The sequence below is a fragment of the Streptomyces sp. NBC_00620 genome (assembly GCF_026341825.1).
Taxonomy (GTDB): Bacteria; Actinomycetota; Actinomycetes; order Streptomycetales; family Streptomycetaceae; genus Streptomyces.
Window position 1 is genome coordinate 1,366,433 of sequence record NZ_JAPENY010000002.1, and the last position, 18,476, is coordinate 1,384,908.

The 18,476-nt window shown below is 70.8% G+C and carries 21 protein-coding genes; 14 read left to right on the plus strand and 7 right to left on the minus strand.

Going from position 1 to position 18,476, the window contains the following annotated elements; all coding sequences use genetic code 11:
• Window positions 1-80: 80 nt before the first annotated feature.
• The 3 genes from OG246_RS25305 to OG246_RS25315 all read left to right on the plus strand — a co-directional run bounded on the left by OG246_RS25305 (window position 81) and on the right by OG246_RS25315 (window position 2,642).
• Window positions 81-1,709, plus strand: a complete 1,629-nt coding sequence (locus tag OG246_RS25305) for an MFS transporter (protein WP_266468013.1) — start codon at window positions 81-83, stop codon at window positions 1,707-1,709.
• Between the two features lie 17 nt (window positions 1,710-1,726).
• A complete protein-coding gene (locus OG246_RS25310; RefSeq protein WP_266468016.1) occupies window positions 1,727-2,248 on the plus strand; it encodes a hypothetical protein in 522 nt (173 codons plus the stop codon).
• Between the two features lie 196 nt (window positions 2,249-2,444).
• A complete protein-coding gene (locus OG246_RS25315) occupies window positions 2,445-2,642 on the plus strand; it encodes a hypothetical protein (protein WP_266468019.1) in 198 nt (65 codons plus the stop codon).
• Between the two features lie 40 nt (window positions 2,643-2,682).
• Here the strand turns inward: OG246_RS25315 and OG246_RS25320 are convergent, their stop codons facing one another.
• Window positions 2,683-4,092 (minus strand): DUF2252 domain-containing protein, encoded by a 1,410-nt coding sequence (locus tag OG246_RS25320; protein WP_266468022.1) that lies wholly within the window; start codon window positions 4,090-4,092, stop codon window positions 2,683-2,685.
• Window positions 4,093-4,365: 273 nt separating this feature from the next.
• Between OG246_RS25320 and OG246_RS25325 the strand changes: the two genes are divergently transcribed.
• The 5 genes from OG246_RS25325 (at window position 4,366) to OG246_RS25345 (ending at window position 8,534) form a co-directional block, all read left to right on the plus strand.
• Window positions 4,366-5,028: an HdeD family acid-resistance protein gene (locus OG246_RS25325; protein WP_266468025.1), complete on the plus strand. Its 663-nt coding sequence runs from the start codon at window positions 4,366-4,368 to the stop codon at window positions 5,026-5,028.
• 213 nt (window positions 5,029-5,241) lie between these two features.
• Window positions 5,242-5,715 (plus strand): SHOCT domain-containing protein, encoded by a 474-nt coding sequence (locus OG246_RS25330; protein WP_266468027.1) that lies wholly within the window; start codon window positions 5,242-5,244, stop codon window positions 5,713-5,715.
• A gap of 33 nt (window positions 5,716-5,748) precedes the next feature.
• Window positions 5,749-6,195 carry a hypothetical protein gene (locus tag OG246_RS25335; protein WP_266468030.1) on the plus strand — a complete coding sequence of 149 codons (447 nt, stop codon included), beginning with the start codon at window positions 5,749-5,751 and terminating at the stop codon, window positions 6,193-6,195.
• A gap of 169 nt (window positions 6,196-6,364) precedes the next feature.
• On the plus strand, window positions 6,365-7,690 hold the full coding sequence (locus OG246_RS25340; RefSeq protein ID WP_266470901.1) for a diacylglycerol kinase family protein: 1,326 nt from the start codon (window positions 6,365-6,367) through the stop codon (window positions 7,688-7,690).
• Between the two features lie 199 nt (window positions 7,691-7,889).
• On the plus strand, window positions 7,890-8,534 hold the full coding sequence (locus tag OG246_RS25345; RefSeq protein WP_266468033.1) for a PadR family transcriptional regulator: 645 nt from the start codon (window positions 7,890-7,892) through the stop codon (window positions 8,532-8,534).
• Between the two features lie 91 nt (window positions 8,535-8,625).
• Here OG246_RS25345 and OG246_RS25350 read toward each other — a convergent pair whose 3' ends face one another.
• On the minus strand, window positions 8,626-9,054 hold the full coding sequence (locus OG246_RS25350; protein WP_266468035.1) for an SRPBCC family protein: 429 nt from the start codon (window positions 9,052-9,054) through the stop codon (window positions 8,626-8,628).
• Between the two features lie 211 nt (window positions 9,055-9,265).
• On the minus strand, window positions 9,266-9,454 hold the full coding sequence (locus OG246_RS25355) for a hypothetical protein (protein ID WP_266468038.1): 189 nt from the start codon (window positions 9,452-9,454) through the stop codon (window positions 9,266-9,268).
• A gap of 198 nt (window positions 9,455-9,652) precedes the next feature.
• Here OG246_RS25355 and OG246_RS25360 point away from each other — a divergent pair, with 198 nt between their 5' ends.
• The 3 genes from OG246_RS25360 (at window position 9,653) to OG246_RS25370 (ending at window position 12,536) form a co-directional block, all read left to right on the plus strand.
• The gene (locus OG246_RS25360; protein WP_266468041.1) at window positions 9,653-10,201 is read left to right on the plus strand and encodes a Clp protease N-terminal domain-containing protein; all 549 of its coding nucleotides are present in this window, start codon (window positions 9,653-9,655) and stop codon (window positions 10,199-10,201) included.
• Between the two features lie 131 nt (window positions 10,202-10,332).
• A complete protein-coding gene (locus OG246_RS25365) occupies window positions 10,333-11,358 on the plus strand; it encodes a DMT family transporter (protein WP_266468043.1) in 1,026 nt (341 codons plus the stop codon).
• A 206-nt stretch (window positions 11,359-11,564) separates the two neighbouring features.
• Window positions 11,565-12,536 (plus strand): DMT family transporter, encoded by a 972-nt coding sequence (locus tag OG246_RS25370; RefSeq protein WP_266468046.1) that lies wholly within the window; start codon window positions 11,565-11,567, stop codon window positions 12,534-12,536.
• Between the two features lie 158 nt (window positions 12,537-12,694).
• On the opposite strand, the gene OG246_RS25375 is transcribed toward OG246_RS25370, so the two are convergent.
• Window positions 12,695-13,384 carry a pyridoxamine 5'-phosphate oxidase family protein gene (locus OG246_RS25375; RefSeq protein ID WP_266468049.1) on the minus strand — a complete coding sequence of 230 codons (690 nt, stop codon included), beginning with the start codon at window positions 13,382-13,384 and terminating at the stop codon, window positions 12,695-12,697.
• A gap of 35 nt (window positions 13,385-13,419) precedes the next feature.
• Here OG246_RS25375 and OG246_RS25380 point away from each other — a divergent pair, with 35 nt between their 5' ends.
• Window positions 13,420-14,751 carry an aminotransferase class I/II-fold pyridoxal phosphate-dependent enzyme gene (locus OG246_RS25380; RefSeq protein WP_266468052.1) on the plus strand — a complete coding sequence of 444 codons (1,332 nt, stop codon included), beginning with the start codon at window positions 13,420-13,422 and terminating at the stop codon, window positions 14,749-14,751.
• A 43-nt stretch (window positions 14,752-14,794) separates the two neighbouring features.
• On the opposite strand, the gene OG246_RS25385 is transcribed toward OG246_RS25380, so the two are convergent.
• Window positions 14,795-15,736, minus strand: a complete 942-nt coding sequence (locus tag OG246_RS25385; RefSeq protein WP_266468055.1) for a DMT family transporter — start codon at window positions 15,734-15,736, stop codon at window positions 14,795-14,797.
• Between the two features lie 74 nt (window positions 15,737-15,810).
• Here OG246_RS25385 and OG246_RS25390 point away from each other — a divergent pair, with 74 nt between their 5' ends.
• On the plus strand, window positions 15,811-16,713 hold the full coding sequence (locus tag OG246_RS25390; protein WP_266468058.1) for a LysR family transcriptional regulator: 903 nt from the start codon (window positions 15,811-15,813) through the stop codon (window positions 16,711-16,713).
• 14 nt (window positions 16,714-16,727) lie between these two features.
• On the opposite strand, the gene OG246_RS25395 is transcribed toward OG246_RS25390, so the two are convergent.
• Window positions 16,728-17,192 (minus strand): pyridoxamine 5'-phosphate oxidase family protein, encoded by a 465-nt coding sequence (locus OG246_RS25395; protein ID WP_266468061.1) that lies wholly within the window; start codon window positions 17,190-17,192, stop codon window positions 16,728-16,730.
• A gap of 128 nt (window positions 17,193-17,320) precedes the next feature.
• On the opposite strand from OG246_RS25395, the gene OG246_RS25400 reads away from it, so the two are divergent.
• A complete protein-coding gene (locus tag OG246_RS25400) occupies window positions 17,321-17,971 on the plus strand; it encodes a cysteine hydrolase (protein ID WP_266468064.1) in 651 nt (216 codons plus the stop codon).
• A 12-nt stretch (window positions 17,972-17,983) separates the two neighbouring features.
• On the opposite strand, the gene OG246_RS25405 is transcribed toward OG246_RS25400, so the two are convergent.
• The gene (locus tag OG246_RS25405) at window positions 17,984-18,469 is read right to left on the minus strand and encodes a Rieske (2Fe-2S) protein (RefSeq protein WP_266468067.1); all 486 of its coding nucleotides are present in this window, start codon (window positions 18,467-18,469) and stop codon (window positions 17,984-17,986) included.
• Between the last annotated feature and the right edge of the window lie 7 nt (window positions 18,470-18,476).

An 18,476-nucleotide genomic window follows, 5' to 3' on the forward strand; every position in this document is an offset into this window, starting at 1 on the left:
TAGGGGTGGCGGCAGGGAACGTACCCGCCGCTGCCCGGCCGACTCCGCCGGCGTCCCGGGCCGACTCGGAGGTGGACACCGTGACGCACTGGCGGGCGCTGATCGTCCTGGGTACCGCCCAGTTCCTGATGGTTCTCGACACGTCCGTCATGAACGTGTCGATCAGCCAGTTGGTCGAGGACTTCGACACCGAGGTCACCGCGATCCAGGCGGTCATCACGCTGTACGCGCTGGTCATGGCGGCATTCATGATCATCGGCGGCAGATTCGGGGACATCTTCGGACGCCGCCGCCTCTTCCTCGTAGGCCTCATGGTCTACGGCATCGGGTCGGCCCTGACCGCCGTGGCTCCCACTCTGTGGGTCCTCACGCTGGGCTGGTCGGTCATCGAAGGACTCGGTGCCGCGATGGTGCTGCCGGCCATGGCGGCCCTCGTGGCCGAGTCCTACCGAGGGCGGGACCGGGCCGTCGCCTACGGCGTCATCGGCGGACTGGCCGGGGCCGGGATCGCGGTCGGCCCGCTCCTTGGCGGCTGGGTGACGACGTACCTCACCTGGCGGCTGGTGTTCGCCGGTGAGGTCCTGGTCGTCATCGCCGTCCTGTGCTTCCACCGGGTGATCACGGAAGCACCCCGGACCGGTCCGCACCCCCGGCTCGACGGAGTCGGCGCCGCGCTCTCGGCGGCCGGACTGGCGCTGGGGGTGCTCGGCGTGTTGCAGAGCAGCACCTGGGGGTGGGTGCAGCCCCGCAACCCGCCCTTCACCGTTCTGGGCTTCGCGCCGACGCTGTTCGTCGTCGGCGCCGGGGTGGCCGTGCTGGCCGTCTTCGTGCACTGGGAGAAGCGGCGGGACGCCCGCGGCGCCGAGCCCCTGGTGCATCTGCCCCTGCTGCGCAAGCCCGCGCTGCGCTCCGGCCTGATGTCACTGCTCAGCCAGAACCTCATCCTGCTGGGGCTGTTCTTCACCATCCCGCTGTACTTGCAGGTGGTTCAGGGGTTCGACGCCTTCCAGACCGGTCTGCGCCTGCTCCCGGTGTCCGTGACGATGCTCGCGGCCTCCATGTGCGCCGCCCGCCTCGGGCGCGTGGCCGGACCGCGCCGGGTGGTCCGACTGGCTCTGGTGACCCTGGCGGCCGCCATTGTGTGGCTGCTCGCCACGATCGACCCGGTGATCGACGACGCTCAGTTCGCCGGCGCCATGGCGCTGCTCGGTGTGGGCATGGGCCTGCTCGCCTCGCAGCTGGGCAACGTCGTCCAGTCCAGTGTCGGTGAGGAGGAACGGAGCGAGGCCGGCGGGCTGCAGTTCACGGCCCAGAACCTGGGCTCCGCACTGGGCACCGCGCTCATCGGTTCGATACTCATCGGTGCGCTCGCCCACGCCTTCACCGCGCAGGTGGAGGACCACCCGTCGCTGTCGGAGGAAACCCGTCAGCAGACCGGGGTCGCCCTCGAAGCAGGGATCACTTTCGTGCCGACCGAGCAGGTGCGCTCGGGGGCCGAACGGGCCGGGCTGCCGCCGCCCGAGGTCGACGCCCTCGCGGACTCGTACGCTTCGGCGCAGCTCGACGGGCTGAAGGCGGCGATCCTCGCCACCGGGGGAATCACCCTCCTCAGTTTCCTGGTCACGCCGCATCTGCCGAACCGGCGGGCCGAGGGTCCGAAGCGATCCGACACCGGCTCACCGGCCGATGCGACCGGCTCGGCCGGCTGACTTCGAGGGAGGTCGCGATGGCCAAGGCGGAGCACGTCACGGACCGAGCGCGCCGCGTCGAGGAGCGCCGGGCCCGTGCGGACTACACCGGTGGCGTCTACGGATCCATGCTCGCCGCCTCGGTGGTGGTCGGCGTCGGCACCCTGGGCTCGTTCCCGCGCCTGGAGCTGGTGCTGCTGTTGTTGCTCACCGGCGTGGTGTTCTGGGTCGCGCATGTGCACGCCCAGCTGTTCGGGGCGCGCCTGGCGGAGCACAGCCTGGATCGCCGGATCGTGTTCGAGGTGTGCCGGGACGAGTGGCCGATCGTCAACGCGGCAGTCCCGCCCGCCCTGGCCGTGGCCATCAGCCCCGTCCTGGGCCTCGACATTCAGGGCGCCCTCTGGCTCGCGCTCTCCGTCGCCGTGGCGGGTCAGGTGGGCTGGTCGGGAGCCGCGGCGCGGCGTGCCGGTGCCTCGTGGCACCTGGTGGCCGTCACCGCTTCGGTGAATCTGCTGCTGGGTCTGCTGATCATCTCGTTCAAGATCTTCCTGAAGCACTGATCCTCCTGAAGCACTGATCCTCCGGAAGTGCTGACTTTCCGGAAGTGCTGATCTTCCGGATGCGTCGACGCAGGTGGAGCGCGTGCCGGGCGGTCTATCACCTGTACGGGGTGAGGCCGGGCGGCGCCTCGGCGGCGGAGGATCAGATGGAAGGGCGCAGCCCGCCTGTCCCAGGCCTCCCGGGGGAGAGCAGCTCATGCGCTACGAGATCCGTGTCGACGGACACATGTCAGAGACGTTGACCAAAGTCTTTCCCGAACTGGACCACGTGGTCATGTCGGGTCAGACCATCCTGTTCGGGCACGTCATCGACGAGGCACACCTGTACGGGCTGCTTGCCCGCTGCCAGTCGCTGGGGCTACGGGTCCTGGAGATGCGTCAGCTGCCGGAGTAGCTCGCACGCTCCGTTCGGCATGCTGCGGGGTGCGGGGGTCTCAGAGGCTCTCCGCGTGGATCCTGCCGGAGCGGGCGGCGGCGCCCAACGCCTCGAAGTCCCGCTCGTTCTGATCGGCGTAGGCCTGGGCGAATTCGATGAGCGCGCGGTCGAAGCGGTCGCTCCCGCCCAGGTAGGCGCCGATGGCGACGGGGTCGCCGGAGCGGGCGTGTGCCCGCGCGAGACAGGCTCCGCACACTTGCGCGAACAGGCTCAGCAGGCCGGGGTCCATGGTGTCCGGCCGCGCGATGCCCTTCCAGTCCCGCAGCTGTCGGACGTAGAAGTCCCGACCGCGTCCGTCGAGGCCGATGACATGGGTCCAGCCCAGGAAGATGTCGCTGGTCGTCTGGATCAGCCGCTGTCCCGCCACCACGCGCCGGCCCTGGTTGTCGTACGGTTCGCCGCCCGTGTGGGCGGCGAGGACCGACTCCTCTGCCTCCTTGGCCTGCAGCAGCAGGGGGTCGCCGTCGTCCCTGCCGAGCAGGAGCAGGACCCAGCAGCGGGTGCCGACACTGCCGACGCCCACCACCTTCCGGGCCATGTCGACCAGGCGGTAGTGGCGCAGCAGATGCCGGCGCTCCGACGACAGGGTCCGCGCGTACCCGGCCACAATGGTCTTGAGCTCCTTCTCCTCCGCGTCCTCGGAGGAGTCCGTGAGCAGGTCCCGGAGCGGAGTGATCAGCGGTGGGTCCGGTGCGATGCGCCGACCCTCGGACGTGACCCGGGTGAGCTTCGCGAAGGCCTGGAGGTGCGTGCGTGTACGGGCTCGCGACGTCGCCTCGGCCGTGCGGTGCCTGGACTCCTTGTCCATCGACGAGGCCATCAGTGCCCGCAGACGGTCGGCGTCGTCCTGTGCGTACCAGATGTCCAGGGTGCGCATGCCGGCGAACTCCCGTATCCGCTCCCGGTAGGTCCCTACGCATGTCCGCACGACGTCGTTCTGCTCCTTGACCGAGAACCCGTTGGCCCTGCCCGCGATCGCGAAGCTGGCCGCCAGCCGTTTGACGTCCCATTCGAACGGCCCGGCCAGGGTCTCGTCGAAGTCGTTGATGTCGAAGACCAGATGACGCTCGGGCGAGGCCAGCAGCCGGAAGTTGAGCAGGTGAGCGTCTCCGCACAGCTGCACAGTCAGGCCCGTGTTCGGGGTGGGACCGAGGTCCATGGCCATGATCGAGGCCGCACCACGGTAGAAGCGGAACGGGGCCTCCAGCATGCGGCCGTAGCGGATCGGCACCAACTCCGGCACCCGCGAGTCGGACTGACTCCCTATCACCTCGACCGGGTCGGGCCTTTTCTCGTCTGCCTCGAACCAGCCGTGGCACGAACGCGAGGCCCGTTTGCGTGCGCTCCTGCCGTACGCCGTTCTCTCGGCCGGGGACAGGGAAGCTGTGAATGCGCTCGGAATGGTCATGGCTCGAACCTCCTGGACCTCTCTCTTCCATCGTGCAGCCGTGCCACTCCGGCGGCGACTCGCCGGCAGTCCTGGCGCCGGGAGCACTAGTAGGGCGACGTCGCCGTACCCGGCGGTGGTGAACGTGGTCGGCGTGAGGGTGCGAGCGCACGGATCACCCGCCGAGGGTGACCCGGCGGCCGACGGTGGGAGAGACGCTGGCCCGGTGAGATCCCCGTACACCGCCCCGTCGGCGGTCCGGGAACGACTCGCCCGATCACGTGAGGAGGAGCCATGACCGTGTCGCGTGGTCCGGCGCCCAGTACCGGACCGGAACACATGCCCGGCGGGGCGGCCCCCGCACCGGCCGCCGACCCTGCGGACGTGCTTGCCGGACTCGGGCGCTCCTGGCAGTGGATCCTGGGTTCCGCGATCGCCACGCTCGTGCCGGGCATCCTTGTCCTGGTCTGGCCGGACGAGACCCTGCACGTTCTGGCGGTCCTCATCGGCCTGTACCTGCTCGTGACCGGGGCTTTCCGGTTCGTGGCGGCCTTCGCCAGGGACGAGAGCGGGGAACGGCTGCCCGGTCTGCTCCTCGCGGTGCTGTTCGTGCTGGCCGGGGTGCTGTGCCTGAGGAACCCGCTGCAGACCATCGCCGCGCTCTCGCTGATCGTCGGGATCGTCTGGTTGGTGTCCGGCATCCTCACCCTTTTCACGGCCATCGCCGCCAAGGACCTGCCTCACCGCGGCTTCGTCATCGGCGGCGCGGTGATCGCCATCCTGGCGGGCATCGTGGTGCTGGCCCTGCCGACCGAGTCGGCCCGGGCCCTGACCAGGCTGCTCGGCCTCTGGCTCGTTCTGCTCGGCCTGGTCGAGGTGGCCCTCGCCTTCGCATGGCGAGCGGCACTCCGCAGGTCCGGTGTCGCGGAACCGCACGGATCCGACGAGACGGTCTGATGCCCCGCGCCGGACGCCGTGGCGGTCCGTCGGGACCCCTGGACGCCACGTCCCCCTTTGTTCCTGGTCGGCGCCGTCCTCCGGACGGCCGACCGGGGACGGTCCACGGCTCGTCCGCTCACCCGCCCCGGGTGAGGCGCCCGGACCTCGCTGTGGTCACGCTGAAGACGGCAAAAACGGCTGCCGGGCGAACGCCCGGGACGGAGGAATGACATGAGTGGGCAGATGTACCTCGCGTACGACTATCCGCTGCTGAGCGTCTTCTGGTCCATGCTGTGGTTCTTCCTGTGGATCATGTGGTTCGTTCTGCTCTTCCGGATCGTCGTCGACATCTTCCGGGACGACGCCATGAGCGGCTGGGCCAAGGCCGGCTGGCTGGTGTTCGTCATCGTCCTGCCCTTCGTGGGCATCCTCATCTACGTGATCGCCCGCGGCAAGAACATGGGCCGCAGGGAGGTGGCGCAGGCCCGCGCGCAGCAGGAGGCCTTCGACAGCTACGTCCGCGAGACCGCCAAGGGCGGCGACGGCCGGCCCAGCAGTGCCGACGAACTCGCCAAGCTGTCCGAGATCCGCGCCCGCGGCGACATCACGGACGAGGAGTTCCGCAGGGCGAAGGAACTGGTCCTCAGCGACCACGGCCCGGCGCAACGCGCGGGTGCCGGCGCCTCCTCCGCCTCCGGTCACTGAGGGCACCGCACGACACTGAAACGAGGTAGCACCATGACCGCGACACACAGCGCGCATGTCCAGACGACCGGGCGCCCATGGGCCGAAGGCCTGACGGTTTTCGCAGCCGTCATGCTCATGATCGCAGGCGTACTGGACATCCTGCGGGGCGTCATGGCGATCGCAGAGGACGACGTCTTCGTCGCGACACGCAACTACGTCTTCGAGTTCGACCTCACCAGCTGGGGCTGGATCCACCTGGTTCTGGGCGCCCTCGCCGTGATCGTCAGTTTCGGACTCTTCCAGTCGTCATTGTGGGCGCGCGTCGCCGGAGTGGCCATCGCCGGACTGATCATCATCGCCAACTTCCTCTCCCTGCCGTACTCCCCTGTCTGGTCGATCGTGATGATCGCCTTCTCCGGGTTCATCATCTGGGCGCTGTGCGTGGTCCGGTCGGACGAGTCGGCCGACTCGTCCGAGGGCGCGCCGCGCAACGTGTGAACAGAGACCTGACAGAGAGCCCCGGCACGTGAACGAGATCTGGAGGAGAGACCCGGAACGGGCCGTGCACCGGAGGCGGAAACCGCGGTAGCAGGAGCCGCGGGGAAGGCGCGACGTGGAACGACACAGCACCGATGCGGAGCGGCCGGGGGGCCGCTCCGCATCGGCCGTGGTCGAGGGCCGTGCCGGATGGGCGCGTCTGGCACTGCTCGCCCTGGTGGCGAGCGTGCTGGTTCCCCTCGTGGCCGCCGGTCTGCGAAGCGTCCTCTGGGCGCTGGTCGGCATCGCCGGACTGGCTCTCACCGCTGTCGGAGTCTGGTGGACCCTGGCCCACACCGGCGTGGTGCGGCTGGCCGGAGTGGGCCTGTGTGTGAGCGCGCCGGTCGCGGTCCTGGCGTTGTACGCGGCGTCCGGCATGCTGGTGCCGACCCTTCTTGCCCTGGCCCTCTGCATCCTGGCCACGGCGGCGGCCCGGGTCGCCAGCGCACCGGGGCACCTCCCCTCCGTACGTGAGCGCGAGCCCGCCGAGGCGCCGCGCCACCCCTGGATTCTGATGAATCCGCGCTCCGGTGGCGGCAAGGTGGGGCGTTTCGATCTGGTCGACAAGGCGCGGGCAGCGGGTGCCCGCGTCGTCCTGCTCGGTCCCGGCGGTCAGGGCCCGGCCGAGCTGGCCCGGCAGGCAGTGGCCGAGGGGGCCGACCTGCTGGCGGTGGCGGGCGGAGACGGCACCCAGGCTCTGGTGGCCGAGGTGGCGGCGCGGCACGACCTGCCCTTCCTGGTGATTCCCGCGGGCACCCGCAACCACTTCGCCCTCGACCTCGGCCTCGATCGCGACGATCCGGCCGCGGCCCTGGACGCCCTCGCGAGCGGAGTCGAACTCCGCGTCGACCTCGGGTTCGCCGCCGACCGGGTGTTCGTCAACAACGCCTCCTTCGGAACGTACGCGTCCGTTGTCGGCGAGCCCGCCTACCGCGAAGGGAAAGCGCATACGATCCTGCGGACACTGCCCGGACTCCTCACCGACCCGGACGCGCCGAGGCTGCGGCTGCGGGCCGGCGATGTCCGCGCCGACGGACTGCAGGCGCTGCTCGTCAGCAACAACCCCTACCTGCGGGCCGTCGACTCGAGCCGTCCGGGGCGCAGGGAGCGGCTGGACTCCGGGCTGCTCGGGGTGCTGTGCGTGCGGGTCGACAACACGGCGCAGGCGGCGGGGATGGTGCGCGGCAGCCGTTCCGCGAGCCTCCTGCGGCTCACTGCGCAGGAGGCCGTCGTAGAAGCGGACACGGACACCGTCCCGGCCGGCATCGACGGGGAACACGTTCTGCTCCCCGCACCGGTGGTCTGCCGGATCGCTCCCGGGGCCTTGCGGATCCGCGTGCCGCGCGACCGCCCGGGTACCCCACCGAGCAGGCCGGGGGCCGACTGGCCGCGCGTCACGCGGCTCGCGCTGGGCCTGCCGGCCGCGGGCAGGAGACGGACTCGGCCGACCGCCTGACCCGAAGGCGGCCCGAGCCGAGGCGGCCGGTGCGGCGCCATGGTCCCCGGCGCCATGCGAATTCCCCATGGTCCTGAGCCCGCAGGAGACGCCGAGCGCGAGCGCACTCGACGTCAGTCGGCGGAGGGTTGCCAAACGAGTCTTACCGATATATCGTTGACGCATCGCGACCGATCAACGATGGAATGGAGTGATTGCGATGCGTTCCCATGGACAGGAATTCGGATACGAGCGTGGACAGGGACAAGGCGGGTCCGGCCATCGAGGTCGGGGCGGCTTCGAGGGGCGGCGCGGGGCCTTCGGGCCCTTCGGACCGGGTGGTCCCGGTGGCCCCGGCTTCGGTGGACCGGGCTTCGGCCCTGGCCCCTGGGGTGGACGTGGCGGTCGGGGCGGACCGAGGGGGAGGGCGCGGCGCGGTGACGTGCGCGCGTCGATCCTGGCTCTGCTCAAGGACCGGCCCATGCATGGTTACGAGATGATCCAGGAGATCGCCGAGCGCAGCGGCGGGGCATGGAAGCCCAGCCCGGGTTCGGTGTACCCGACCCTTCAGCTGCTGGAGGACGAAGGCCTGATCACCAGCGCGGCCGAGGGCGGCAAGAAGCTGTTCTCGCTGACCGAGGCCGGCCGCACCGCGGCCGACGAGGGTCCCGACGCGCCTTGGGAAGAGGCCGGGCGCGGGGTCGACTGGGAGACGCTGCACGAGATCCGGCAGGCCGGCTTCGGCCTCATGGAGGCTTTCGGCCAGGTCTGGAAGACCGGCAGCAAGGACCAGCGCGACAAGGCGCTGGCGGTCATCAACGAAACCCGTAAGAAGCTGTACCTGATCCTCGCTGACGAGGACTGATGAGGGCCGACAGCAGCGAGCTGTCGTACCTGAAGGCGCCCCGCGGAAGCATTATCCGCGGGGCGCTTCTCCGTGTGCGGCAGTGGTGCGTTCAGGCCACCAGCCCGGCGAGCTTGCGCAGCGACTCGTCGAGAGCGGCCGTCGCCGAGTCCTTGAGCTTGCCCGCCATCAGGGAGACGGCCGCACCGGTGAACTCCCCGTCGATCCGCACCGTCGTGGCGTCGCCGTCGGGGGTCAGGGTGTAGCGCGTGCTGACGTTCACCGCCATCGGGCCCTTGCCGTGGATGGCCAGGGTGCGGGCGGGTTCCAGTTCGTCGATGGTCCAGTTGACCTCGGCGGGGAAGCCCATGAGCTTCATGTTCTCCTCGAAGGTGGCGCCGACCTCGAGTGAGGCGGGGCCGCCTTTCGGGAAGCTGGTGTGGGTCGAGTTCCACTCGCCGTACGAGGAGAAGTCCGTGAGCTGCGCCCAGACCTTCTCGGCAGGCGCCTCGATGCGTGCTTCCGCGCTGACTTCGGCCATGCGGCCACCCCTTTGTGTCGGGCGCTGCGCCCGGCGCAGCTACGGTGTCGCGGAACGTAGCCTCAGGTCCGTCAACATTCAATACTGATGAACCGTCAGGAATTGTGGAGGAGGCGGCGGAGACGGCGGAAACGGCTCAAGAGGCCGCCGGGCAGGGCAGGGGCCGCAGTTGCGGGGGCCGCGCAGTGCGAGGGCCGTGCAGCGCGAGGGATCAGCCCAGCCGCTGTATCACCGCCGCGTCGAACAGGTCCCACGCGCGCGGGAACGGTCCTTCGTCGTGGCAGTGCCACGCCTCCCAGAACAGGTCGGCGAGCAGCGCGTCCTCGGGGGCGTACACCCGGTACACGTACTGCCTGCCGTCGACCGCAGGCAGGGCCACCAGCCAGCACCTGCTTTCCATGTCCCTGAGGGACGAGCGCCGGAGGCGCCGCGGTTGCGTGCCGGGCGTGAAGCAAGGCGGCGCGCGCCCCTGGGATGAAACGGCGCGATGTCATCCGTAAGGAGGAGAACCAGCGCATCCATGCCCACCTTCTGTCGGACGCGAAAATGCTGCCCGCCGAGGATGACCCGGCTCGCAGGGACTGATGAGGTAGGGGTTGTGCAATCCCGTATCCCCCAGCAGCCCGCCGCCGAGAGCGGCCCGTACCGCGCCGAACTCGATGCCAGGCTCAGCGACGAGCTGGCCTCGGTGGTCTCCGGTGCGCGCAGGAGAGCACTCAGGGACGGGGACCGGCAGATCGACACCGCCCATCTGCTGCACTCCTTGCTGGAATCCGACCCCGACGTGCGCGCGGTCTTCGACAGCGGGCCGCAGGTCGCCCGGCTGCTCGGCTACCTCGTGCAGCGCAGCATCGGCTACGGGCTGCGCTGGCAGAGCACCGTCGAGGACTCCGGTGCCGTACCGATGGTGGCCGAGGCGGGCTGGTCCCCGGTGGCGGCCGGCGCCATGGAGGACGCGTGCGAGCGGGCTGTTCTACGGGATGACCCGCGGGCCTGCGGTCTTGATCTCCTCGCGGCGGTCGTCGCAGATCCCCAGTCGCGGGCCGTCGAGGTGCTCGGGCGCGCGGGTGTCGACGCCGGAGGGCTGCTGGCGCGGATCGAGGCCGGGTTCGACGAGTACGCGGGTGGGGGCGACTCCGGGTGCTGAGTCCGGCGGACGGGCCCGTGCGTTGACGGCAGCGCGCTGGGGCCCGGGAGCTTGCTCTCGCCTCGGGTCGGCGTCCAGTCGTTGAGACAGGTGTCATCGGGGGTGACGCTCATGTCGTTGCCTGTCATCATGTGCCGGTGCATACGTCTCAGGGCAGTCAGGGGAACCGGGGGAGGGGCGTCGGCCTGGGCCTCGCGCTCGCGTCGGCGGTTGCTTTCGGTGGATCGGGTGTCGCGGCCAAGCCGTTGATCGAGGCGGGTCTGGATCCGCTCCACGTGGTGTGGCTGCGGGTCGCGGGCGCCGCGCTTCTCATGCTGCCGCTGGCCGTACGCCACCGCGCCCTGGTGCGAAGCCGCCCCGCGCTGCTCGCCGGGTTCGGGCTGCTCGCCGTGGCTGGTGTGCAGGCCTGCTACTTCGCCGCCATCTCCCGGATCCCCGTCGGGGTCGCGCTGCTCGTCGAGTACCTCGCGCCGGCGCTCGTGCTCGGCTGGGTGCGGTTCGTGCAGCGCAGGCCCGTGACGCGTGCCGCGGCGCTCGGCGTCGTCCTCGCGGTCGGCGGGCTCGCCTGTGTGGTCGAGGTGTGGTCGGGGCTGAGCTTCGACGTCGTCGGGCTGCTGCTCGCGCTGGGTGCCGCCTGCTGCCAGGTCGGCTACTTCGTCCTGTCCGACCAGGGCAGCGACGCGGGCGACGAGGCGCCCGACCCGCTCGGAGTCATCGCGTACGGCCTGCTCGTCGGTGCCCTGGTGCTGACCGTCGTCGCCCGCCCCTGGAACATGGACTGGTCCGTGCTCGGGGGCACCGCGGACATGAACGGGACCGCCGTCGCCGCCTCGCTGCTCCTCGGCTGGATCGTGGTGATCGCCACCGTCGTCGCCTACGTCACCGGGGTGCTCTCCGTGCGCAGGCTCTCGCCGCAGGTCGCGGGCGTCGTGGCCTGCCTCGAAGCGGTCATCGCGACCGTCCTCGCCTGGGTGCTGCTCGGCGAGCACCTCTCGGCGCCGCAGATCGTCGGCGGCGCGGTCGTGCTCGTCGGCGCGTTCATCGCGCAGTCGTCGGCGCCGGCCAAGGCCTCGGAGGGAGCGGTCGCCGGAGGCGTGGGACAGGACGGTCCAGACGGCTCCGAAAGGGAGTTGTCGGCCCGAGGGAGCGCCGTCTAGGGTGTTGATCATGCATTCGGACGCACTCGTTCTTCCGCCTCCGGCCGCCTGAGGCGGGCCTCCGGAATCCACGCCCGGCCGATCCGCCGGGCGGAACGGTGCTGCCCGCAGATGAAGTCCGAGGACCCTCCCGTACGCCGGTGCCCCCGCGCACCGGCCGCGACGTGGTCCCTTCCTGAACTTCTGCACATCTGCGGAGAGAACACGTGTCGAATGCCGTCTCCGGCCTGCCCATCGGGCGAGGCCTTCTCTATCTGATCGTCGCCGGTGCCGCCTGGGGCACCGCGGGCGCGGCCGCGTCCTTGGTCTACCGGGCCAGTGACATGGGGCCGATCGCCCTGTCCTTCTGGCGCTGCGCGGGCGGACTCGTCCTGCTGCTCGCCGTGCGCCTGCCGCGCCGCCGGGTCAGGCCCGCCGTGCGCGAGCCGCTCAACCGAAAGGTCCTGCGGATCGGCGTCACGGGCTTGGGACTTGCCGTCTTCCAGACCGCCTACTTCGCCGCCGTCGAGGCGACCGGCCTTGCCGTGGCGACCGTCGTCACGCTGGGCGCCGGGCCCGTGCTCATCGCGCTCGGCGCGCGGCTGACCATGGGTGAGCGGCTCGGCGGTGGCGGGCTGGCCGCCGTCGCCGGGGCGCTGGGCGGGCTCGCGGTGCTGGTGCTCGGCAGCGGAGGTGCGACAGTGCGCCCCTGGGGCGTGGTGCTCGCGGTCGTGTCCGCGGCCGGGTATTCCCTGATGACCCTGCTCACGCGCTGGTGGGGTCGCGACGGCGGGGCCGACGCCTCCCATACGACCGTCTGGGCCTTCGCGGTGACCACCGCCTGTCTGCTGCCCTTCGGCCTGGTCGAAGGTCTGCTCCCGCACACCGCCCAACCGGCGCACGTCCTCGCCCTGTTGGCCTACATCGCCGCCGTCCCCACGGCCCTGGCATACGGCCTGTACTTCGCCGGGGCCGCCGTGGTCCGGTCCGCCACCGTCTCCGTAGTCATGCTCCTGGAGCCGGTGAGCGCCGCCGTACTGGCCGTCGCACTGCTCGGCGAACGGCTCACCGCGGCGACGCTCGTGGGCACCTCTTTGATGCTGGGGTCGGTCGCTGGGCTCGCGGTGGCGGAGGCTCGGCGCGCGGCGGCCGAGCGGCGGACGCTGGAAGGAGGGGTGGGGGAAAAGGTGCTGATCTGACCCGGGGCGGCGGTTCGGGACGGCCGTGTCCCGCGTGCGCTGGGGGGCGCGTGCGGGACACGTGCGCGCGGGATTGCGCGGAGTGGGGCGTGCTGCTCCAGCGCGCACCCCATCCTCCAGGCGCCCCGTCCGAGATCCGCTCCCTCAGAGGATCGGCGTCAACGCGATGCCAGATAGTCCGGCAGCTCGACGTCGGCGGCGAGGTCCGTCGAGGGAATGGGGGCGCCATATCCCTTGGCCAGGGGGAGGACTCCGCTCCAGTAGGGCAGGGAGAGGTCCTCGGGCTCGTCGTTCGGGCCGCCGGTGCGGACCTTCGCGGAGACTTCGTTGAGGTCGAGGCTGATCACGGCGGTGGCCGCCAGCTCCTTGGCGTTGGCGGGGCGCGAGTCCTGCGAGCGCCCGGGGACGACGTGGTCGACGAGTGCGTCAAGGGCCGTCCGCCGCTCGTCCGGGTCCGTCACCTGGTGGGCGATGCCGTGCACCACCACGGAGCGGTAGTTGATCGAGTGGTGGAAGGCGGACCGGGCCAGCACCAGGCCGTCCACGTGTGTGACGGTCAGGCAGACCGGCAGCCCGGGATCGGCCTGGCCGGTCATCCGCAGGGGGCGCGAGCCGGTCGAACCGTGCACGTAGAGGCGCTCGCCGACGCGTCCGTACAGGGTGGGGAGTACGACCGGGGCGCCGTCGCGGATGAAGCCGAGGTGGCAGACGTAGCCCTCGTCGAGTATCGAGTGCACCGACTCGTGGTCGTACGCGGCGCGCTTCGCGGATCGGGTGGGGACGGTGCGGTCGGTCGGGGTGTAGGCAGCGGGTTGCGGCGTCCCAGGCTGAGTGCTCGTCTCCGGCATTGCGTTCTCCATTGTATTAGTGCATACTCTGCTTTGTGCTAGGAGAGTATCGGATCGAAGGACGTCGCGCAGCTGAGATTGCCGCGAGCGTCGAGGGTGCGGTGGGATCGGGCAAGCTGGAGCCGGGGCAACTGCTGCCGCCCATGCGGGAGTTGGCAGAACAGCTCGGAGTGAATCCCAACACCGTCGCGGCCGCGTACCGCACGCTGCGGGAGCGCGGGGTGATCGAGACCGCGGGCCGCCGGGGCAGTCGTATCCGCTCCAAGCCGGCCACGACGGGACGCGAATACATTCGGGTCGAGGTGCCGGACGGCGTACGGGACGTGGCCGACGGGAACCCTGATCGTGCACTGCTGCCCGGCCTCGCCGAGGCGTTCGCGGCGGCGGCTGAGCGGTCGGACCGTGAACCCGTGATGTACGGGGAGGCCGCCGTCGAACCGGAGTTGGCGCGGCTCGCGCGTGCCGAACTCGACGCCGACGGGGTGCCCGACGGGCCCGTCGTCGTCACCTCCGGGTCGCTCGACGCCATCGAACGCGTGCTGGTGACCCACCTCAAGCCCGGGGACGCGGTCGCCGTCGAGGATCCCGGCTGGGGCAGTCTGCTCGACCTCGTGCCGGCGCTCGGGCTGCGCGTCGTCTCCGTGGGTGTCGATGACGAGGGCCCGGTCCCCGACGACGTACGGCGCGCACTGGAGGCCGGTGCGCGGGCCCTGATCGTCACGGACCGTGCGCAGAACCCGACCGGCGCCGCCGTGAGCGCCACACGCGCGCGTGCACTGCGTTCCGTGCTCGAGGAGTACCCGGCGACTCTGCTCATCGAGGACGACCACGGACACCGGATCGTCGACCTGCCGCTGCATCCGCTGGCCGGTACGACCCGCCACTGGGTCCTGGTCCGCTCCGTAGCCAAGGCGTACGGGCCAGACCTGCGGCTCGCCGTCCTCACGGGGGACCCCGTCACCGTCGACCGCGTCCACGGGCGGCAGCGGCTGGGCCCCGGCTGGGTCAGCCACCTGTTGCAACGCGCGGTCGTCCACCTCTGGACCAGCGGCGCGGTGGACGCACAGGCCGTGGCGGCCTCGTACGAGCGGCGGCGCGACGCGCTGATCGGCGCTCTCGGGGAGCGGGGTGTCACCGCGTACGGGCGCAGTGGAATGAACGTGTGGATTCCCGTCCCGGACGAGACCGGGGCGGTCGCGCGGCTGCTGCACGCCGGGTGGGCCGTCGCGCCCGGGGCGCGCTTCCGGATGAGTGCGTCGCCGGGTCTGCGGATCACCGTCTCGCCCCTCACGCCGGGCGACATCGAGCCGTTGGCGGACGCGGTCGCCTCCGCCGTCGGCCCCGGACCCGCACGCCGCTACGTATGAGCCGTCACCGCTGAGTCATGGCCACTGAGACATGGCCACTGGGTCATCGGCGCCCCTTGGCCTGGGTGAGCGCCGCGCCCGCCAGGATGATCGCCGCGCCGACCGGTGTCGACCAGGCCAGCGACTCGCCGAGGATCGCCACACCGGCGCCGGTGGCGATGACCGGGATGAAGTACGTGACCATCTGGGCCGTCGTCGGGCCGACCTCGGCGACCAGGCCGTACTGGATGAGTAGGGCGAGGCCCGTGCCGAGGGTGCCCAGGGCGGCGATCGCGAGCAACGGGACGAGCGGGAAATGGTCCGGCAGTGTGGTGAACAGCGGGGTGATGAGGGCGAGTTGGACGCTGGCCAGCAGCAACTGGGCGCCGGTCATCGACAGGTGCGAGTGGCCGGAGCCGGCCAGCGTGCGGCGGACGTAGATCCAGCCGATCGGGTAGCTCAGCGAGGCTGTCAGGGCCATCACCGTGCCCGTGGTGTCCAGTCCCTGGAAGCCCTGCCAGGCGCCGAGGACCGTCAGGACGCCTATGAAGCCGATGCCGAGGCCCGCGACCCTGCGCCTGGTCGGCCGGTCCTCGGAGAGGGCGACCAGGGACAGGGCCATGCCCCACAGCGGGGAGGTCGCGTTGCAGATGCCCGCGAGCGTGGAGGGGATCGTCAGCTCGGAGTAGGCGAAGAGGGAGAACGGCAGCGCGTTGAGCAGGAAGGCCGCGACCGTGAGATGCGCCCAGGTCCGCGCACCGCGCGGCAGCCGCTCCCGCCTCACCGCCATCGCGGCCGCGAGCACCGCGGTCCCGAACACCAGCCGGCCGAGCGTGACCTGGAACGGCGCGTAGCCCTGCGTACCGACCTTGATGAGCAGGAAGCTGAAGCCCCAGATCAGGGAGAGGACACCGAAGCGGATCCGCCAGTCCAGGGCGGTTCGGCGGCGGGGGGCCGCGTCGGTCGGGGTGAGGGTGCCGGGACGGGGAGTGGCAGCGGTGGTCATGACCCCACGATGGGGCAGAACGATCTCGTAGTACAAGCGAGATTTATGGACCGATATCTCGTAGCATTGCTTACATGTTGAATCTGGAGCGCTTGCGCACCCTCGACGCCCTCGCCCGGCACGGTTCGGTGAGCGGTGCGGCCGACGGACTGCACGTCACGACGTCGGCCGTCTCCCAGCAGATGTCCAAGCTGGAGCGCGAGGTGGGGCAGCAGCTGCTCGCCAAGAACGGGCGGGGGGTGCGGCTCACCGATGCCGGCCGGTTGCTCGCCGACCATGCTGCGCGGATCCTGTCCCAGGTCGAACTGGCCCAGTCCGACCTGGAGGCGCAGCGGGGGCAAGTGGTGGGCGAGCTGCGGCTGTCCGCGTTCCCGACGGCCGCGCGGGGGCTCTTTCCCACCGTGCTCGCCGCTCTCCGTGCCGATCATCCCGGGCTGCGGCTGCGTTCGTGCGAGCTGGAGCCGGAGGCCGGGGTCGCCGGGGTGGTGCGCGGCGATCTCGATCTGGCGGTCGTGCTCGACTGGTACAACAAGCCGATGCCGCTGCCCGACGGCCTGGTGAAGGCGGCGATCCTCGACGACCCGGCCGATGTGGCGATGCCGGTCGGTCACCGGCTCGCGGGCCGTGCGGAGGTGGACCTCGGCGAGTTCGCCGACGACGAGTGGATCACCTGGGGCGAGGGCGAGTTCTGCCACGAGTGGCTGATGTTCACGCTGCGTTCCAAGGGCGTCGAGCCGCACATCGCCCATCGCGCCGCGGAGACGCACACGCAGCTGGGGCTGGTCGCCGCGGGGCTCGGGGTGTGCGTGGCGCCGCTGCTCGGGCGCCATCCGATGCCCGAGGGAGTCGTCACGGTGCCGTTGCGGCAGCGGGTGCGGCGACATGTCTACGTCGTGTGGCGGGCGGACGCCGACCGCCGCCCCTCCATCAGAGCGGCGGTCGAGGCGTTGCGCAGAGCCGGGAAAGCGGTCTCCTGAGCGCACGGGTCCTACTACTGCGGCAGCTTCCGGAAGTCCCACGAGGCGATCGACGTCGGCGTCAGCCGCGCCCATGCGTGGCGGCCGTCGTGCGGCATCTCCTCGAGGCCGAAGTTCTTGCGTGCGAACAAGGTCTCCGGGACGTCGAGTTCGGCACGCAGCTCCCCGGTGCGGGGGATCTCGCCCACGAAATCCGCCGTGCCGGACAGCTCGACGCCCCGCAGCTCCCCGTACTCCTCGCCGGTGTCGATCACCACCGCGATCCGCGGATCGCGGCGCAGCTCCGCCCAGCGCTTGCTGCGCACCACGGAGTACAGCCACAGCGAGGTGCCGTCCCAGGCGAACCACAGGGCGCTCACATGCGGAACGCCGTCCTTCGACACGGTCGCGACGCGGCAGGTGCGCTGGGTGGTGAGGAACTCGTCCAGCTCGCCGGGTGTCATCATGATCTTCCGACCCCTGCGCTGAGTTACAGCCATGCGGTCCCTCTTCCCCTACGTCGACAGAGATCCTCTGACATTGCGTCAGAAAAGCATGGGGCGTCTTCCGTCCCCACGCAATGGTCGCTACGCTCGCCCGCCCCGACCCTCGACGACAAGGGGCAGCCATGCCGTCGTACGAACAGCTCAGTGAGCTCCTCGACCCCGCCACCACGGTAGTACTCACCGTCGAGTGCCAGCAGGGAGTCGTGGGGCAGGACAGCGCACTGCCCGAACTCGCCAAGGAGGCACGGTCGTCGGGGGCGCTGGCGAACGTCGCGAGGCTGGTCGCCGCCGCGCACGAGAGCGGGGTGCAGGTCATCCACGCGATCGCCGAGCGCCGCCCGGACGGCCGGGGCGCCAATCGCAACGCCAGGCTGTTCCGCGCGGCCGAGCGGCTCCCGGTCCAGCAGCTGACGGGGACCACGGCGGTGCGGATCGTGCCGCCCATCGAGGTCGCCGAAGAGGACTTCGTCGTACGGCGTCTGCACGGGCTGTCGCCGATCACGGGCACCGAAGTCGACGCGCTGCTGCGCAATCTGGGCTGCCGCACCCTCTTGGTGACCGGTGTCTCGGCCAACGTGGCCATCCCCAACACCGTGTTCGACGCCGTGAACCGCGGCTACACGGCCGTGGTGCCCGCGGACGCGATCGCCGGGGTGCCCTCGGACTACACCCCGGCGATGATCCGCAACACGCTGGCCCTGGTCGCCGTGATCACGTCGACCGACGATGTGCTGGCCGTCTTCAAGCGGCCGCGGCGCGTTCCCCGGGCTTGACCCCGGTCCCGTTCACGCCAGCGTGATCGAGTCCCCGTCCACCGTGATGTTCGCGGCGGCCAGTGGCTGCGTCGCCGGGCCCTTCGTCACGCTGCCGTCCTCGGCGGAGAACTGGCTGTTGTGGCACGGACAGGTGATGACGTTGTTGGCGATGCCCTTCACGGCACAGCCCTGGTGGGTGCACTTGGACGAGAAGGCCTTGAACGTGCCCGCAGCAGGCTGGGTCACCACCACACCCTCGGACTCGAAGACCTTGCCGCCGCCCTCGGGGATGTCCGAGGTCTTCGCGAGAACGGTGCCCCCGCCGGCCGTGGCGGTGTCGTCCCCGGCCGCGCCCGCACTGCTGTTGTCCTGCACGTCCGAGGAGCCCGAGGAGCCGGAGGAATCGTCCTCCGACCCGCAGGCGGTCAGCGCGACGGCGATTCCTGCCGCGCCGACCGCCGCCACGACTGTGCGGCGGGACGGTGCCGATACGGACTGGAGCGATTCGCTGATCATGCTGACT

Excerpts from the sequence above, each read along its gene's own strand:
- OG246_RS25310 (WP_266468016.1), top strand. The coding sequence starts at position 1,727 with ATGGCCAAGGCGGAGCACGTCACGGACCGAGCGCGCCGCGTCGAGGAG.
- OG246_RS25315 (WP_266468019.1), top strand. The coding sequence starts at position 2,445 with ATGCGCTACGAGATCCGTGTCGACGGACACATGTCAGAGACGTTGACC.
- OG246_RS25320 (WP_266468022.1), bottom strand. The coding sequence starts at position 4,092 with ATGACCATTCCGAGCGCATTCACAGCTTCCCTGTCCCCGGCCGAGAGA.
- OG246_RS25325 (WP_266468025.1), top strand. The coding sequence starts at position 4,366 with ATGACCGTGTCGCGTGGTCCGGCGCCCAGTACCGGACCGGAACACATG.
- OG246_RS25330 (WP_266468027.1), top strand. The coding sequence starts at position 5,242 with ATGAGTGGGCAGATGTACCTCGCGTACGACTATCCGCTGCTGAGCGTC.
- OG246_RS25335 (WP_266468030.1), top strand. The coding sequence starts at position 5,749 with ATGACCGCGACACACAGCGCGCATGTCCAGACGACCGGGCGCCCATGG.
- OG246_RS25345 (WP_266468033.1), top strand. The coding sequence starts at position 7,890 with ATGCGTTCCCATGGACAGGAATTCGGATACGAGCGTGGACAGGGACAA.
- OG246_RS25350 (WP_266468035.1), bottom strand. The coding sequence starts at position 9,054 with ATGGCCGAAGTCAGCGCGGAAGCACGCATCGAGGCGCCTGCCGAGAAG.
- OG246_RS25355 (WP_266468038.1), bottom strand. The coding sequence starts at position 9,454 with ATGGAAAGCAGGTGCTGGCTGGTGGCCCTGCCTGCGGTCGACGGCAGG.
- OG246_RS25375 (WP_266468049.1), bottom strand. The coding sequence starts at position 13,384 with ATGCCGGAGACGAGCACTCAGCCTGGGACGCCGCAACCCGCTGCCTAC.
- OG246_RS25385 (WP_266468055.1), bottom strand. The coding sequence starts at position 15,736 with ATGACCACCGCTGCCACTCCCCGTCCCGGCACCCTCACCCCGACCGAC.
- OG246_RS25390 (WP_266468058.1), top strand. The coding sequence starts at position 15,811 with ATGTTGAATCTGGAGCGCTTGCGCACCCTCGACGCCCTCGCCCGGCAC.
- OG246_RS25395 (WP_266468061.1), bottom strand. The coding sequence starts at position 17,192 with ATGGCTGTAACTCAGCGCAGGGGTCGGAAGATCATGATGACACCCGGC.
- OG246_RS25400 (WP_266468064.1), top strand. The coding sequence starts at position 17,321 with ATGCCGTCGTACGAACAGCTCAGTGAGCTCCTCGACCCCGCCACCACG.
- OG246_RS25405 (WP_266468067.1), bottom strand. The coding sequence starts at position 18,469 with ATGATCAGCGAATCGCTCCAGTCCGTATCGGCACCGTCCCGCCGCACA.